The following is a 17064-nucleotide window of genomic DNA, read 5'->3' on the forward strand; positions in this document are numbered from 1 at the left end:
TTACATTAAATTTGGTATATTTATATTCCCAACCCAAATCGCATCATTTATGGATAAGATTAACACCCTTGTTGATGAATATCAAATAAAAATCATCAATTTCCATCAAGACAACCTAAATGAAATAGCTAATTTAAGGCTCCTCATTAACTTAAGCAGCGAATATCTTCAGCTATTAAGATTATCCGTTAGACAAAGGGGGTTCATTTCTGAATCAGATGAAATAAGCTTCTTTAAAAACCTAAAACCTATTGTCAGTGGCCATTTAAAGTACTTCTCTCATGTTCACACCTATTTAATGAATCGCCCCAAGGTAAGTACCTCCAGACAGCGAAAATACATTCATCTCATTTTAGATAAGTTCGAAGCACATAAATCAAGTGAGTTAGAATTCGTAAAATACTACAGACATAAATCTACAAGGTACGATCATATATATTTTGTTAGGGGTTTAAATAGTATTGACATAACAAATAACATAAATCATTTTATCGACCCTGAATTCTCAACAAGTCATGATGATAAAGTGGCGAAAATTATGGCTTACGACTTACTAGTAACTTATTACAAAAACGAACTTATAAAATTAAAATCTCAAAAAAGAATATCTTCTAGACATACACCTCCGTTATTAACTCAAACCTTTTCGTGGACAGCTTCCAAAACAGATTTAGTAGAATTAATGTATGCCATTAATGCCACGGGTGCCGTTCAAAATGGTAATATAGATTTAAAAGTTCTAGCCGAAATCTGTGAATCACTTTTTAACATTAAGCTAGGGAATTTCTACAAAACTTACGGAGAGATTAAAGCACGTGAAGGAGCCCGTACAAAGTTTTTAGATTCCTTGCGGTTATCACTAATAAAGAAAATGGACGAAGACAATAATTAAGCACAAACCCCTCATTAACTTTCATTTTCACGTTATAACTATGCGTTTAACATACCCGCTCCGATTCCTTCTCACCTATGTTAATAAAACGTTAAATTCTTTCGGTATACGTTCGGTACTAACGAAGAAATATCAACAAATTACTCCAAATTTGTTTTACGATGGCCAGATTAATAGCAGCCATCATCTAAAGCGAAAGCTCATGATGATGGCTTTATTAAAGAACCCTGGTTAACATAAAGACAAGCACTAATTAAATAACATCATTATGCCAACAACAATCCTTACCACCGACGATCTCTATCAATTTAAAATGGAATTATTCGACGAGATGAAATCTCTTCTTTCCAATGCCCAACCTTCAAAGAAGTACTTAAGGTCAACAGAAGTCATGAAGCTTCTACAAGTAAGCCCAGGAACGCTTCAAAACCTCCGTGTCAATGGTACCATCCCTTACACAAAATTAGGAGGTATTATTTATTATGACCAAGAAGACATTAACAAGGTTCTCGAAGATAACCGCATGCATCACGTTTAATCACAAATCCCGTGATTGCCGCGACATCTATTTAGTTTATACCAACAACCATTAAACTGGCTTTAAGCCGCATTATGGAATGCATAAAATTTAAGATTAAATCAACATGCCATCAATTAACTACATAAAACATCTAAACGCAGTGTTTCAACAGTTCTCTAAAGACAACAGGTTAAATCCAACCCATGTCAGTTTGTATATGGCATTTTTCCAACTATGGAATCACAACCGGTTTCCAGAACAGTTCCATGTCAATCGGGAAGAAGTAATGAATCTATCCAAAATAGGCTCTAAATCCACCTATCACAGATGCGTAAAGGAATTAAATCACTATAAGTATTTAATTTATCACCCATCTCATAACCCATTTAAAGGTTCAAAAATTAACATGCTCATATTTGGTACAACCTCTGGACAAGCAGTGGACTTAACCGTCCCAAATCAGGGACAAGCACTGGTACCTTTATATAAACATAATAAACAAATAGAAAACAATAAAAAACTTTATAAACTAGCACAGCCAAAAAATCAAAAAATTGTAATCGACTTTTTTAAAACACAAAAATGGCCAACAATAGAAGCACAAAAATTCTTTAATTATTACCAGGGCATCGGATGGAAAGTGGGCGGTAAAACCAAAATTGTCAATTGGCAAGCTACAGCTCATAACTGGATGTTAAAAGCCGAAGAAATTAAAAATAATAAGCAACTGTCCCAAAACAAGGACAACCCACATTCACGCGAAGGCGGGAATCTCCACACCACAAAAAATAAAAATTACAATCAGCCACTTTAAAAATCCCGCAATATGAAACAGTTTAAACCACACATCATAACCGAGGGCGGCATCGATTACCATCTAGGCAAAATGGATAAAAATTGCATCCATTACGATTTCCAAAAAATTTTAATCTATCTAGAAGCTAAAGGCAAGCTTCTTTTTAGCCAAAACTTCAAAATTCATGAAGAAGACCACGCCATTATTTTCAAGCTTTGCATTTACACCATTCAAGATTTCGACTACTGCGCCAAACTGGATATCAACCCAACAAAAGGGATTCTGTTATCTGGTCCCGTCGGTTGCGGTAAAACAAGTTTAATGAAACTCTTACGGCACCTCACACCACACCGCAGAGCATATAAAATAATACCCTGTCGTAATGCCGTTTTTAGCTTCAATCATTTAGGCTATAAAACCATCGAAGATTACGGCAATGAAGACTTTTACTGTTTTGACGACCTTGGCGTGGAACCCACCGGCAGACACTATGGCAAAGACTGCAATGTCATGGGTGAAATTCTTTTATCCAGGTACGATCAATCACTTAAAAAGCAAGAAGCTCATAATCCTAAAATCCATTTCAAAACCCACGCTACCACAAACCTCAACGCCATAGAAATAGAAGAACGCTATGGCAACCGTGTACGTTCAAGAATGCGAACCATGTTTAATCTATTGGCTTTTGATAAAATTAGCAGAGATAAAAGGGTATAATTTATAAAATGGCTGAATTAAGTTATATTATTGGATTCTGTTTAAAACAGGTTACCAACATTTTATATAGTTCTGGATGTTTCTTTTTAAGCAAGTCTGGACGCTCAAAGAAATATTCTGAAGCTACTGCAAAAAATTCAGCCTGGTTTGTACCTCCATATTTCCGGATATCAGAATGATTGTCATTTATGGCTTCCATTTCCTTATGAATTAAATTCAACCAAGGTAATGCATATTGATGTTCTAATAATCGCTCTGGAACTCCATCTGTACTATCATCGAGCTTATCAATAAGATGCACAAATTCGTGTATGCCTGTATTACTTTTATCGGTTGTGTTTTTAAAACCGTGATATAATGCTTTTTTAGATAAAATCATTTGTTTCTCAAATCGTCCATTCCCAACTATTCCACCAATATTTCTTGAGTTATCCTTACTACTAAATTGCATATCCTCATTAAAATAATCTGGATATAAAAGGATACCGCTTAAGTTGGTGTAATGCCATTCTTTAAAACCAAAAACAGGGATTACTGCGCTTGCCGCAATTAAAATCTTGTCCAATTCTTCCAATTCAAACTGCACACCATCTATATAAACCTCACTTAAAAATTGCATCATTTTTTGTTGAAAAATAAGCTGCTTATTTTTAGAGAGATTTCTATAAAACAGAACATTATCCATTAATAATCTGTGCCAATGCTCTGGAAATGACTTTACACTATGGCGTTTCGTTTTTCTGTAAAAATGAACAGCAAAGAGAATAACCACAACTGAAATTAAAATATAAGCCATATTAAAAGGAAAGTATTAATCTACAGATTCAGCTTTAAAGCCAACTTTTTGCAAGGTAGCCTTTACATCTTCTTCGGTTGCACCATCACTTTCAATGGTTAGGATTTTATCAGGATTAGCGGTATCCACTTCCCAACTTTCTATACCTTCTTGTTTGTTTAAAAAAGGGGTTACTTTTGATACACAACCACCACAATTGATATTTGTTTTAAATTTTAAAGTTTTCATCTTATTTGAATTTATAATTAATATTAAAGTTTTACTCGTTTAAGTCTTAAGCTATTTAAGACAACAGATACGCTACTGAAAGCCATCGCCATTCCAGCAATCATTGGGTCCAATAAAAATCCATTTACGGGATACAAAACGCCTGCTGCAATAGGAATACCAATGAGATTATAAATGAATGCCCAAAATAGATTCTGACGGATACCCAACACCGTTCTTTTTGATAGTTCCAATGCTTTTGGAATGGATTGCAAATCTGACGTTATCAAAGTCATTTTTGCGACGTCTATTGCTATGTCCGAACCTTTACCCATTGCAATACTTACATTGGCCTGCGCCAAAGCGTGGGAATCGTTTATGCCATCACCAATCATCGCTACTATCTTTCCTTCTGCTTGTAGTTTTTCAACAAAAGCCGCTTTCTCCGAAGGCATCACTTCTCCTTGGTAATTTGTTATTCCTACTTGTTTTGCGACAGCAGATGCGGTTTTATTGTTATCTCCAGTAAGCATATAGACCTCAATGCCTCTTTCTTGAAGCGTTGCTATGGCTTTTTTTGAAGTTTCCTTAATCTTGTCAGCAATGGCGAGTATCGCCAGCACTTGTTTTTCATTGCCAAAGAAAATGACCGTTTTAGCCTGCTCTTCGAGACTTTCTGCCGTTTGCATTAGGGAAGCGTCGATTTGAATATTCTTTTCAACCATTAGCTTATGATTTCCAACATAGTATTTTGAACCATTCTCTGATTGCGCTTTTACGCCTTTTCCTGTAATGCTTTCGAAGGAAGTAATTTCAGCTTTTTCAATATTTTCATCCTTTAAGTGGTTGACTACAGCCCCTGCCAAGGGATGTTCTGATTGTGCTTCGATAGCCAAAAGAATTTTTTTGTATTCATTGCTATTTTCAAGTTTATCCTTCCAAAGCATATCAGTTACTAATGGTTTTCCTTCTGTAATCGTACCCGTTTTATCAAGAATGACTGCATTCACTTTATAACCGAGTTCCAAACTTTCGGCATCTTTTATAAGAATATTGTTTTCTGCTCCTTTACCGATACCCACCATAATAGCTGTAGGGGTTGCTAATCCTAAAGCACAGGGACAAGCAATAACCAACACTGCTACAGAAGTCAATAAGGCTTGCGAAAAACCATTATCGCCTCCAACTGACATCCATACTATAAAGGTGACGATGGAAATTCCCATTACTACGGGTACAAATATGCCCGCAATCTTATCAACCAGTTTCTGAACAGGTGCTTTGCTTCCTTGGGCTTCCTGAACCATTTTAATGATTTGGGACAATAAGGTTTCTCCACCTACTTTTTCGGCAGTAAATTGAAAACTCCCTTTTTGATTTACCGTGCCTGCAAATACCTTTTCATCCTTTATTTTTTCAACAGGAACAGGTTCTCCCGTAATCATACTTTCATCTACATACGAGCTTCCTTTAGATACTTCTCCATCCACAGGAATCTTTTCTCCCGGACGCACTAAAATGGTCTGACCTACTTGCACAGACGAAATAGGAATTTCCTTTTCTTCACCATTCTCAATAATTTTCAGCGTTTTAGGCTGTAATCCCATCAGCTTTTTAATGGCTGAAGATGTATTTGTCTTTGCCTTTTCCTCCAATAGTTTCCCCAAGGAAATAAAGGTTATAATTACAGTTGCTGCCTCGTAATACACGTGAGGCTCAATACCACGACTCAACCAAAATTCAGGAAAAAAAGTGTTGAACACACTAAACAGAAAAGCTATTCCTGTGCTCAAAGCTACCAAGGTATCCATATTCGCCTTACCGTGTTTGGCTTGCTTGAAAGCATTGATAAAAAAACTACGACCGAACCAAAAAAGAATTGGAAAAGTCAACACCAAAGAAATCCACTTACCTGGTTCCCATTGCATAAAAAACATTCCTAATACAAAAATGGGAAGGGTAAGTATGGCCGACCAGATAGTACGGTTTTTTATGTCTTGATAATTTTTTTGCTGTAGTTCTTGTTGTACTTCTGAAGGATTCTCCGCATCAATGATAATGTCATAACCAACATCGCGAAGTGCATTTTGAAGTTGATTAGGACTCAACTCTTTGTCGTATTCTACAAGAACAGAACTGTTCGCAAAGTTTACGCTTGCATCAATTACGCCATCTGTGTGTTTTAAAACGGATTCAACGCTTGCTGCGCAAGATGCGCAGGTCATACCTGTAACTGGGAATGATTCTTTTATTCCCTGTTTATGGTTCTTTTCTTTGGTTTCAAATATGTTGATAGTTTCCATAATCGCATTCTTATTTGTACAGTACAAATTTCAGGATTAAAGGACTTTAATGTGTTACGTTATATGCTGAATGATTTGTAGAATTTGCTGAATTCGTTTCATTTATTGCAAAAGCATTGCATCTAAATATAGATAAAGTACTTTAGGAATTTTAAGAACAGTACAAAGCAGATTAACACGATAACAATGATTACAATACTAATCCAAATTATTTTATCTTTTTTTGTGGTATTGTTATTTGATAATTTACTTACCTTCTTATTTCTTTTATTTCTCTGTTTTTGATACATCGTTTTTGATTATTTCCATTTCATCTTCTGCAATCGCACAGCGTTTAAAATAGCCAACAAAGCCACTCCCACATCCGCAAATACAGCTTCCCACATTGTCGCCAGACCGCCAGCACCCAAAACAAGTACCACAGCTTTTACTCCAAAAGCAAGCGCAATATTTTGATATACAATACTTCTGGTTGAACGACCTATTTTAATAGCTTTTGCAATTTTGCTCGGTTGGTCTGTTTGTATTATAACATCTGCGGTCTCAATGGCGACATCGCTACCTAAACCACCCATTGCAATACCTACATCACTTGCTGCCAATACTGGTGCATCGTTTATACCGTCTCCAATAAAGGCTACTCTTCCGTCATTTTCGGACATCAGCTTTTCGACTTCGTTCAATTTATCTTCTGGCAACAATCCGCCTTTTGCGGTATCAATGCCCATTTCTTTTGCGACTTGTTGCGTAATGGAATCCTTATCGCCCGAAAGCATTATGATTTTTGAAATACCAGATTCCCGAATTTGTTTAATGGCTTCGTGTGCATCATCCTTTAACTCATCTGCAATGATTACATAGCCTGCAAATTTGCCTTCAATGGAAACCATCACGATAGATTCTACAATGCTGTCGGTTTCAGATAGAACTTCGATATTGTTTGAAATCATCAATGCTTTATTCCCAACCAATACGGTTTTGCCGTTTACTGTTCCTTTTAAGCCTTTTCCTGCTATTTCAGTTACTTTGGTAGCTTGAAAATCTTCGCCATCGGCTTTATATTCCATAATTGCCTTGGCAATGGGATGAGTGGATTGTTCTTCCATCGCCATTAGGTATTTCATAAATTCAGGTTCTTTCCAACCAATGGCTTTTATTTCTTTGATTTTAAAAACACCTTTAGTTACGGTTCCTGTTTTGTCCATTACCAAAGTATTTATCTTGGTCATTGCATCTAAAAATGAAGCACCTTTAAATAATATTCCATTTTTTGAAGCTGCTCCCAATCCACCGAAATATCCTAATGGAATTGAAATCACTAACGCACAAGGACAAGATATTACCAAGAATATTAATGCTCTGTATAACCAATCTCTAAATATATAATCATCTACAAAAAAGTAAGGTATAAAAGTAACACCAATAGCTAAAAACACTACAATTGGTGTGTAGATACGAGCAAACTGTCTGATGAATAATTCTGTTTTAGATTTACGTGCTGTTGCATTTTGAACCAAGTCTAATATTCTCGCAATAGAACTGTCTTCAAACTTATTGGTTACCTCAACTTCAATAACGCTTTCCAAATTAATACTACCCGCGTAAACCTTTGCTTCTTTTTGAATGGAATCTGGTTTGCTTTCTCCTGTTAACGCAGCTGTATTTAAAGATGCTTTTTCGGATAATAAAATGCCATCCAATGGAATTTTTTCACCTACACGAATTTGAATTTTCTCTCCAATATTGACAACTTCAGGCGAAACACTTTTATAATCTCCCTCACGAAATACATTGGCTTCTTTAGGTCTAACATCTAATAATGCTTTTATATTTCCTTTTGCACGATTTACAGCAGCACTTTGAAATAATTCGCCTACTGCATAAAATAGCATTACTGCAACACCTTCGGGATATTGGCCAATTACAAATGCACCAATGGTAGCGATGGACATTAAAAAGAACTCTGTAAAAAAGTCGCCTTTTTTAATGCTTTCCCATCCTTCTTTGATTACTGGAAGTCCAACAGGTAAATAAGCGGCACCATACCAAATAATTCGTATCCCATCTTTAAAAAAAGGCATATCAAAATAATCCAGTATTATACCAATAATAAGCATTGCAAAACTTATAATGGCGGGAATATAGACCTTGAAGTTATATGATGAAGCACTGTGATTGTGTCCATCATCGTGGTTATGCTCTTTTTCCGAACTTGGTTTTAAATCTCTTAAATTAACTTTCTTTTTTTTCATGATTAAGCTATTGTGTTTTGCTTTTAAAAGCTTTGATGCTAAATATTATTGTTTATCCAATTTTAACACTAATTGTGCAAATTGCACCTCTATGGTATCATCGATACCCTCTATTAAGGAATCCAACCCCGTATTTGAAACCAATAATTGTCCAGATGCGCTTATCAGGCAGGACATACTTAATCCTTGTTCTATATGGGTAATGGTTGCTTTAAATTGTGATTTAAAAGATTTCCCTTGATAAGTAATAACTATTAGCCAATTAAATTTGATAGGGTCGTGCCGTTTTGACAAAAAATCCTGTGATGGAATTGTACCAGTAAACCGAAGCATTAATGGGTCTTCCTGTTCTTGTAAAATGGCATTGATTTTAGAACTATTTGTTGATAAAGATTTGAGGTCAAGGACGCCGTTTACGACTTTGGAATCATAATCAAGATATAGTGCCAATTTATGGCTTTCTGCCTTGATGGGTTTATCATCAACCAAAGTCATCATCATAATATGACCTTCTTCAGTTGTATAAACTTTTTGGGCGTTTACCTTATAATAACTAACCAACAAGATTATTAAAAAACAATGTTTAATATTCATAATTCCCATCTTTACTTGTATAATTAAAAAAAGCAGCTTCTACTTTTGCTTTTAATGCTATTAATCATTTTGCCTTAAAAAAGCATCATAAAAGCTGCCTGCTATTAATTAAGTTTTCACTTAATATATTTTAAATAAAAAATTTCGCTCTTTCCTGTAACGATTTACCGCTACTTGTTATCTATATCCTTTTTTCTTTTACCGAAATAATAAATCAGCGCAACACTTGCACCTAATAAACCAAACAGCGTGTTCTCAAAAATTTGATTTCCATTGATATTCAAAATTTCAATGACATTGTTTATTAAATATTGCCACCAATTAATTTCATAATTCTGTCTGCTAAACGTGAAAATTGTTACCCCAAAAGGTTGAAGGATAAAAACACCTACTGCAAACCCAATTAAAATGGTAATAAGAATGTTTTTTTTATTCATCGCCTGTCTTTTACGGTTATAAACTTTACTGGCTTTCAATCCAATTTTTGGCGTCTTCCTTTTGGTCTAAATTGAAATACTTAATTTCTGCGTTGGTAAAAGGCTTCATAAATTGGGTTATCCAATTCTGCCATTTTTTATCTCCAACCATAGCAATCTTTTCATAGTCCCTGGCGTGGGCTGTGTCCATTTTAAGGTCTTCCCATAAACCAGGTAAATCCCAACCCGTGAAGTTGTCCATCTCAAAATACCAACGGACTTTCATTCCCTTGTCCAGTATGGCGTGGATAAGTGGATGGATTTTTTCTATATCTTCTTTTCTCAATTTGCCCGAAGCTTTTGTTGCAACAATATTTTTTTCTTTTAATTCGATTATCTGTAACATTTTATATAGTTTTTAATTGATAATTATCCTTCTAAATCGTAAAACCATTCTTCCGCCCTTATGATGCCTTCCGATAAAGCTTCTTTTGCTGAAATATCTTTTTTTTCAATTAGTTATTTTGCTATGGACAGGGCTTTTTTACGGACAATAGGATTTAAGGCATCTAGGTCAGTTTTAAAATCTTCGAACATCCAATCCATAGCTTCATTTTAATGGTTAAAAAGTTCCTTTTCTTTTTCAGGGTCTATTTCATCCTTTGACTTTTTGTCCAAAAAATAATCAAGCACAATACCCACGATAATAGCACCTACGAACGCTGCATAAACCTGCCAATTAAATTGGATTATCAGTGATAGACTTATAAGTATCGCCAAAATGGGTAAAATCGGCACTCGTCTTATAGCCAAAGGAACTTTAAATGGTCGTTCTTGCTCTGGTGCTTTAAACCGAAGCACGATAAGTGCGACATTTACGGCAACAAAAACAAGCAAAGCACCCAATGACGACATTCCTGCAACAATCTTAATATCGCCCAACAATAAAAATCCGGCAACTGCTGCCATAACTATAATGGTAGTGACCCACGGTACTTTCTGTGCATTGGTTTTGGTCATAAACTTTGGAAGTTCGCCCACGCTTGCCATTCCAAAAAGCAATCTACTTATGGATATGATACCACTAAAAGCAGCATTAGCCGTAGCAAAAAGTGCAGCAATAGCCAATACCACAGGCAACCAATTGTTGAGATTGGAAGCTGCAAGCGATAGTGGCGAATCCACATTTGCCAAAGCGGAAGGGTCTGCAATGTTCAAAACCGTAAAAGCAATAAATAAGTAAATTGTAGTAGTTATTACCATAGTCATTAAAAATGCGCGGGGTATTGTTTTTCCCGGGTTCTTAACTTCCGAACCCAAAGCTGCCATATGTTCAAAACCGGTATAGATAAAGAACAATGTAGCTGTGGCCGCCAAAGTTCCAGAAATCGATTCCACCTGAAAGAATTCTGCTTTGGGTGGACCAGTTTCCAAAAGCCCAAATACTATCAATAATAACAATCCCAAAAGTTGAATGCTGACCATAATAATATTTGCTGTCGACGATTTTGTGATGCCTGTAATACTAATTAATGACAACACCAATAAAATGCCATAACTTATTAGAAGAGAGGGCATATTAAAAAACGTATTGAAATATCCCGAAAAGGCAAGTAGCACCGCTGCAATTGTGGCCGAACTATGAAACGCAATCGTCCAACCTGTTAGAAACGATGGAATGTCGATTTTTGGAAACGCTTTCCGTACAAAAATGAATTCCGCACCGGCGTTGGGATAGGTAGAGGATAACTCTGCATAGGACATTGCCGAGACACTTGCTGCAATGGCAGCAAAGATAAAACTTAACCAGAGGTCTGTTCCCGCTTGTCCAGCTGCTGCGCCGATTACCGTGTAAATTCCTGCGCCCACAATGGTGCCAACGCCATAAAAAGTGAGTCGAAGTGTTCCCAATGATTTTTTTAATTCTGCCATATTTTTTAGTTAAAGAGGGTGAAAGAAACCTGAACTGGACCATTGGGCGCAAGGGTTCAAGGTTCAAGTACTCCCACCTGTTATTTTTTCCTGCATTTTTCACATATTCCTTTCAAAACCAAGTTCACATCGTTCACTTCATAATCGTCTGGCAGGCTTTCTTCCGATATTTTATTTGGTAAACAGATGGTTTTCCTACAAACGGTACAATGAAAGTGCATATGTAAATCTGTACCGTATTTACCTTTGGCATTTTCATCAGAAATCGCATATTTTGCCACTCCGACCCCATCATTAATCTGATGAATCAACCCTTTATCCTCAAAAATCTTGAGATTGCGATAAAAGGTAGTTCTGTTTGCTGTTTTATTGGTTTCGCTCTTTTGAACAAACGCCTTTTTCAAATCGGAAAAGGACATGGCACTTTGTTTCCTTTTCAGGAACTTGTATATCTTCGACCACATTTGAGTAGGTCGAATCCCTCGGTTTAAAAGTGTTTTTTCCGTCTTTGTCATTTTTAGCATTGATTCAAAAAGCAATCTTTTTTACTAAATTTATTTTTTATACGCTAAAAGCCTTAAGGCATTGAATACCACAAGTAGTGTTGAGCCTTCGTGGACTACCACCGCAATACCGATATTGGCAAGCCCAAAAATGGTTGAGGGTATAAGCAGGGCAACAATACCAAGACTGACCCAAAGGTTTTGCTTGATAATGGTCTTTGCCTTCCTGCTCAAACCTATGGCAAAGGGCAGGGTTTCCAGTTTATCGGCCATTAGGGCAATGTCAGCTGTTTCCAATGCCACATCACTGCCCGCTGCACCCATTGCGATACCTACGGTGCTGTTTGCCATTGCAGGGGCATCGTTCACACCGTCGCCTACCATTGCGACTTTGGATTCCTGTTCTTTTAATTTTTTAATGGCATCTACCTTTTCCTCTGGCAACAGGCTTCCCCAGGCATCGGTCAACCCAATTTCTTTAGCAACGGCATCGGCAACCTTTTGATTATCGCCAGTTAGCATTATCATCCGCTTAATACCGATTTCCTTTAATTTTTTAAGGGTTTCCTTGGCCGCTTCCCGTGGGGTATCCATCAGGGCGATGATACCTATATATTCTTTGTTCCTTCTTATGAGCATTGTGGTATTTCCACCACCTTCAAGTTCTTTTACTTTATTCGATATATCTTCGGATGGTTTTGCTTCATCGAGGTCTTCATACAAGTCAAGGTTTCCTATATAGATTTTATCCTTGCCCAAAGAAGCTTTGATACCTTTTCCGAGAACCGCTTCCAAATCTGACGCATCGGTAATATCAGTACCTTTCAGACGCTCTTTCCCATCCCTTACGACGGCTTTGGCCAAAGGGTGGTCGCTCAAGTTTTCAACGGCAACGGCTATCTTTAACAGTTCATTTTCTTCAATATTCCCCAGTGGTACTACTTCGGTAAGTTTGGGCTTGCCTTCGGTAAGTGTGCCCGTTTTATCAAAAGCCAAAGCGGTAATGACCCCTAAATCCTCAAGCGGTCGCCCACCTTTGATAAGTACACCGCCCCGTGCTGCCCGTGCCACACCGCTTAATACCGCACTTGGTGTTGAAATGGCGAGTGCACAAGGGCTGGCGGCTACCAATACTGCCATTGCACGGTAAAAACTGGCACTAAACGGTTCATCAATGACCAAAAAGGCAAAGAGTAGGATACCAACCAATATCAGTACGGATGGTACAAAGTATTTTTCAAACTTGTCGGTCAAAAGTTGGGTGGGGGATTTTTGGGTCTGTGCCTCGTTGACCAATTTGACCAGTCGGGACAGCGTAGAGTCTTTGGCTTCTTTGATTACCTTTATTTCCAAAGTATTATTACCGTTGATAGTTCCGGCAAAAACGCGGTTTTCGTCCTTGATATCATCGTCTGCCGAATAGTCCTTGCCCGTATCTTCCACAGGAATTTTGTCCACAGGTACACTTTCCCCTGTGATAGGTGCTTGGTTGACACTGCTTTTTCCATTGACCACAACACCATCGGCAGATATTTTACTGTTGGGTTTGACCACAATGATATCGCCAATACTCAATTCCTCAATTCCAACTTCTTCGGTCTTGCCATCTTTTTTGAGCAATGCTGTTTTTGGTGCTAAATCTGCCAGTGCCGCAATGGACTTTCGGGCCTTTTCCATTGCATAATGTTCAAGGGCGTGCCCCAAACTAAACAGGAACAATAACAATGCACCTTCTGCCCATTCTCCCAGAATGGCTGCACCAATGGCGGCAACCAGCATTAAGAAGTCAATTTCAAAACCGCCTTTGGCAACCGTCTGTACTGCTTCCTTGGCCGTAAAGAAACCACCGAAAAAGTAAGCACCAATGTATAAAGTAAGACTGACCCAATCTGGGATGGATTCCACATAGGAAAGGCCGAAACCTATTCCGAGAAGTGCCCCACAGATAATGGAAAAAATAAGCTCCGTATTTTTACCGAAAATACCACCGTGGGCGTGCTCTTCTCCTTCCTCGTGGGTCTCGCCTTCTTTGTGCTCGTGTCCCTCGGTGGAAGTTTGCTCTTTAGTCTCTTCCTTCTTTGAACGCTCTTGTTTTTTGGATGCTTCGGTGTAATCATTTTCGTTTGAAGCACTGCGTTGAACCTGAAGGTCTTCCTTTTCAATTTGTTTGCTTATTTCATCAAAATTTGTTTGCTTTTTATCAAACTCAAGTCGTACCATTCCAGAGCCTGAAACGGAAGCTTCCAAAACTCCATTGATTGCCAAAAGGCTTCTCTCTATGGAACGAGCCTGTCTTGTGTGTCTGATTCCTTTAACTTCAATGAGCAAATGCCCGTATTTTTCGGTAATCTCGGCACCAGTACTTTCGGCGAGGGATTGAATGCGGTCAATGGAAATGATATCTGGGTCATAATGAAAACAGAGCTTTGGCACATCAGCTCCGTTTGCATCGGCAATGTGCACTTTTTCGATGCCCTCTTTAGCTTGTAGTTTTTGAATAAGCCTTTCAACACAAGAATCTTTTTCGTTAGGAACTTGCGGAAGGATGACCGGTATTTTTAGTTGTAGTTTTTCCATTTTTTATTTTTATTTTATCCACTCTTTGGCATCGTCTTTTTCTTCGGTCTTATAAAATTTTATATGAGCTTCTGAAAAAGGAAGCAATACCTCGGTAAATTGCTCTTGCCATTTAACGCTGCCCACCAAAGCAACTCGCTTTAAATGCTTTTCATTCGGAAGGTATAATTCAATTCCCTTCCAGTATGTCTCTGCTGCCCAACCTTCAAAATTTTGCATTTCAATGTACCAGAACACTTCCTGATATGCATTTATGTGTTCTGTTAAGACCGGTATCAAGTTTTCATAATCCTTGGCATCCAGCTTATTCTCTGCTACCATATATACAGTAGCCTCTTTTTTATAGATTGTTATCATTGCTCACTATTTATAAATGATAATTGAATTTAAAAACCAAACGTTTAATCCAAATTGCCACTGCATTTTTCGCAAATACCCTTTACCACCAAGTTAATGTCCTCCGTGATATAGCCATCAGGCAAGTTGATGTGAGGGATTTTATGCTCTGTTAAACAGACCGTTTCATTACAATTGTTGCAATGAAAGTGCAAATGAAGGTCGTTGCCGACCTCGCATTCACAATTTTCTTCGCAAAGGGCGTATTTTATAACCCCTGTCCCATCCTCGATTTGATGCACAATCCCTTTTTCTTCAAACGCTTTCATAGTCCTAAACAGGGTACTTCTTTCACTGATCTTAAAATCTTTTTCCAAATCGCCAAGGCTGATGGCAACATTCAACTCTGCCAACCGCTTATAGGTCATAAGGCGCATAGCTGTAGGTCGTATTCCTTTGCTTTCTAAAAATTGAACTATTTTTTCCATTTGTTTAGAAAGAGAATTACAGGTCGTAACGTTTTAAGGAATCTCCTGTTTTAATGTGAAACGCATCTTCTATATTAGCTATATAAATTATACCATCTCCAGGCCCGTCGGTTTTGGCGTTGGCTATAATTGTTTCAATGGCCGCTTGGGCTTCCTCATTTTGACAGACCAATTCCAATTTGACCACTGGACTATCTGTTACGTGAAAATCCAGCGACGGTCTGGCACCTTTTGCCTTGAACGCGCCCGTGCCTTCTGCTTGTGAAAGGGTCATACTTTCAAATCCATTGTCAGAAAGTGCTTCAATGACTCTTTGGATTCGGTTCGGTTTTATAAATGCTTTTATTTCTTTCATATTATTAACTTTTTAAATTTTTAATCAATTTTGAACCGAGTCTGTTTTATAATTTTTAACTAACTAATTAAGACGATAAACAAACTCGGAATCAAAACCTTTGATTATTATTGAATTAATGTCCGTGTTCCAGTTCGCCCTTTATCATTTCAGAAGACAGGTTATAAGCTCCGTTTATGACCACTTTGGCATCGGTTGAAACTTCGGCAGGCAGATTGACTTCAACAAAGCCTAAATCAGTAATACCAACCGTTACGGGTATCATTTTGAATTTCATTTTGCCTACTTCCATTTCCTCATCTTCATCCAAGATAAAAATAAAGGATTGCTCGCCTTCCTTTATAATGGCGGCTTCCGGAACGGCAAAACCCTTTTTCTCGCCCTGCACTATGCGCCCTTCTACATACATACCTGGCAAAAGATTTTTATCCTTGTTTTCTATATCAGCAAGAACTTCTATGGCTTTTGGGTCTGTCTCAAAAGTTTTACCTATAGACCGAACGGTTGCTTTAAGCAGTTCATCTGGGCGAGAGGCCGTGGAAAAATATATCTGTTGTCCTTTCTGGATTTGCTTTATGTCCTTTTCATAGACTTTGAAGTTTACATAAATTTTTGAATTATCGCTTATCGAGAACATTTTGGATTGTTGTGCCACGTAATCGCCAAGGCTAATCATTACTTCATCCACATAACCACTTATGGGTGTGGTAATGGGAACTGCGGAATATATCTGTCCTTCCGCCACTTTTTCCGGATTAATCCCCAACAACTTCAATTGGGCCCTCAAACCATTGACGCTGGATGTTGTGGAACGAAATTTTGATTGAGCCATTTGAAATTCCTTTCCCGAAGAAACGCCTTTGTCATAAAGCGTCTGCTTGCGTTCAAAATCCTGTTTCAAAAAGACCAGTTCGTCATTTTTTTCCTGATAGTCCTGTTGCATTGCAATGATATCCGGGTGTTCTATATATGCCAGCACTTGACCTTTGCTTACGTTATCTCCGGGTATTACTTTTATGGCACTCACATTTCCACCAACAAACGGGCTTATGTTCGCCTTGTCCTGTGGGAAAAGCTCCAGCGTTCCCGTTACCTTAATGTTGTTCCCTAAATTGCGTTCCTCCAAAGGTTTCATTTCCAAACCTATGGTTTCGGCCTGTTGCTTTGTAAGTTCCACAACGCCTTCTTCCTCGCTGTGACCTTCTTCTTCTCCTTCATTGTGGCCTTCATCGCCGTGTGCATCTTCCCCAGCTTCATTGGTTTTTGATACGCCTTCGGCTTCGTTATGCCCAAGTTCAGATTTTGGGGCATCATTACAACTCATAAACATAAGTGTAAATAATACGGTACTTACTAATAATATATTCTTCATTTTTCTTT

The 17064-nt window shown here is 37.7% G+C and carries 18 protein-coding genes; 4 read left to right on the forward strand and 14 right to left on the reverse strand.

Annotated elements, in window-relative coordinates; all coding sequences use genetic code 11:
* The first annotated feature begins 49 nt into the window (after nt 1–49).
* The 4 genes from GMA17_RS05735 to GMA17_RS05750 all read left to right on the forward strand — a co-directional run bounded on the left by GMA17_RS05735 (nt 50) and on the right by GMA17_RS05750 (nt 2925).
* A complete protein-coding gene (locus GMA17_RS05735) occupies nt 50–892 on the forward strand; it encodes an RteC domain-containing protein (RefSeq protein WP_248400082.1) in 843 nt (280 codons plus the stop codon).
* Between the two features lie 268 nt (nt 893–1160).
* Entirely contained in the window at nt 1161–1430 is a 270-nt protein-coding gene (locus GMA17_RS05740; protein WP_066249902.1) for a helix-turn-helix domain-containing protein, read from the forward strand.
* A 106-nt stretch (nt 1431–1536) separates the two neighbouring features.
* The gene (locus GMA17_RS05745; protein ID WP_317041662.1) at nt 1537–2226 is read left to right on the forward strand and encodes a hypothetical protein; all 690 of its coding nucleotides are present in this window, start codon (nt 1537–1539) and stop codon (nt 2224–2226) included.
* A gap of 12 nt (nt 2227–2238) precedes the next feature.
* Complete coding sequence (locus GMA17_RS05750; RefSeq protein WP_066249897.1) at nt 2239–2925, forward strand: ATPase; 687 nt, start codon at nt 2239–2241, stop codon at nt 2923–2925.
* Between the two features lie 22 nt (nt 2926–2947).
* Here GMA17_RS05750 and GMA17_RS05755 read toward each other — a convergent pair whose 3' ends face one another.
* The 14 genes from GMA17_RS05755 to GMA17_RS05820 all read right to left on the reverse strand — a co-directional run bounded on the left by GMA17_RS05755 (nt 2948) and on the right by GMA17_RS05820 (nt 17056).
* Nucleotides 2948–3721 (reverse strand): zinc-dependent peptidase, encoded by a 774-nt coding sequence (locus GMA17_RS05755; protein WP_066249891.1) that lies wholly within the window; start codon nt 3719–3721, stop codon nt 2948–2950.
* A gap of 15 nt (nt 3722–3736) precedes the next feature.
* On the reverse strand, nt 3737–3949 hold the full coding sequence (locus GMA17_RS05760) for a heavy-metal-associated domain-containing protein (RefSeq protein WP_066249889.1): 213 nt from the start codon (nt 3947–3949) through the stop codon (nt 3737–3739).
* A gap of 23 nt (nt 3950–3972) precedes the next feature.
* Nucleotides 3973–6231 carry a cation-translocating P-type ATPase gene (locus GMA17_RS05765; RefSeq protein ID WP_066249887.1) on the reverse strand — a complete coding sequence of 753 codons (2259 nt, stop codon included), beginning with the start codon at nt 6229–6231 and terminating at the stop codon, nt 3973–3975.
* 299 nt (nt 6232–6530) lie between these two features.
* Nucleotides 6531–8483 carry a heavy metal translocating P-type ATPase gene (locus GMA17_RS05770; protein ID WP_248400084.1) on the reverse strand — a complete coding sequence of 651 codons (1953 nt, stop codon included), beginning with the start codon at nt 8481–8483 and terminating at the stop codon, nt 6531–6533.
* Between the two features lie 45 nt (nt 8484–8528).
* On the reverse strand, nt 8529–9077 hold the full coding sequence (locus GMA17_RS05775; RefSeq protein ID WP_248400095.1) for a hypothetical protein: 549 nt from the start codon (nt 9075–9077) through the stop codon (nt 8529–8531).
* Nucleotides 9078–9247: 170 nt separating this feature from the next.
* Nucleotides 9248–9514 (reverse strand): hypothetical protein, encoded by a 267-nt coding sequence (locus GMA17_RS05780; RefSeq protein ID WP_248400097.1) that lies wholly within the window; start codon nt 9512–9514, stop codon nt 9248–9250.
* A gap of 25 nt (nt 9515–9539) precedes the next feature.
* Entirely contained in the window at nt 9540–9899 is a 360-nt protein-coding gene (locus tag GMA17_RS05785) for an STAS/SEC14 domain-containing protein (protein ID WP_248400099.1), read from the reverse strand.
* A 209-nt stretch (nt 9900–10108) separates the two neighbouring features.
* The gene (locus GMA17_RS05790) at nt 10109–11425 is read right to left on the reverse strand and encodes an APC family permease (protein WP_237608732.1); all 1317 of its coding nucleotides are present in this window, start codon (nt 11423–11425) and stop codon (nt 10109–10111) included.
* 80 nt (nt 11426–11505) lie between these two features.
* Nucleotides 11506–11949 (reverse strand): Fur family transcriptional regulator, encoded by a 444-nt coding sequence (locus tag GMA17_RS05795; protein WP_371922419.1) that lies wholly within the window; start codon nt 11947–11949, stop codon nt 11506–11508.
* Nucleotides 11950–11979: 30 nt separating this feature from the next.
* Nucleotides 11980–14505 (reverse strand): heavy metal translocating P-type ATPase, encoded by a 2526-nt coding sequence (locus tag GMA17_RS05800; protein ID WP_248400101.1) that lies wholly within the window; start codon nt 14503–14505, stop codon nt 11980–11982.
* 9 nt (nt 14506–14514) lie between these two features.
* The gene (locus GMA17_RS05805; protein ID WP_154192127.1) at nt 14515–14862 is read right to left on the reverse strand and encodes an STAS/SEC14 domain-containing protein; all 348 of its coding nucleotides are present in this window, start codon (nt 14860–14862) and stop codon (nt 14515–14517) included.
* A 44-nt stretch (nt 14863–14906) separates the two neighbouring features.
* Nucleotides 14907–15329 (reverse strand): Fur family transcriptional regulator, encoded by a 423-nt coding sequence (locus GMA17_RS05810; RefSeq protein WP_154192128.1) that lies wholly within the window; start codon nt 15327–15329, stop codon nt 14907–14909.
* A gap of 16 nt (nt 15330–15345) precedes the next feature.
* Complete coding sequence (locus GMA17_RS05815; protein ID WP_076547108.1) at nt 15346–15684, reverse strand: P-II family nitrogen regulator; 339 nt, start codon at nt 15682–15684, stop codon at nt 15346–15348.
* Between the two features lie 115 nt (nt 15685–15799).
* Nucleotides 15800–17056 carry an efflux RND transporter periplasmic adaptor subunit gene (locus tag GMA17_RS05820; protein WP_154192130.1) on the reverse strand — a complete coding sequence of 419 codons (1257 nt, stop codon included), beginning with the start codon at nt 17054–17056 and terminating at the stop codon, nt 15800–15802.
* Nucleotides 17057–17064 lie beyond the last annotated feature (8 nt).

The organism is Bizionia sp. M204, assembly GCF_023205095.1.
Classification (GTDB): domain Bacteria; phylum Bacteroidota; class Bacteroidia; order Flavobacteriales; family Flavobacteriaceae; genus Algorimicrobium; species Algorimicrobium hallyeonense.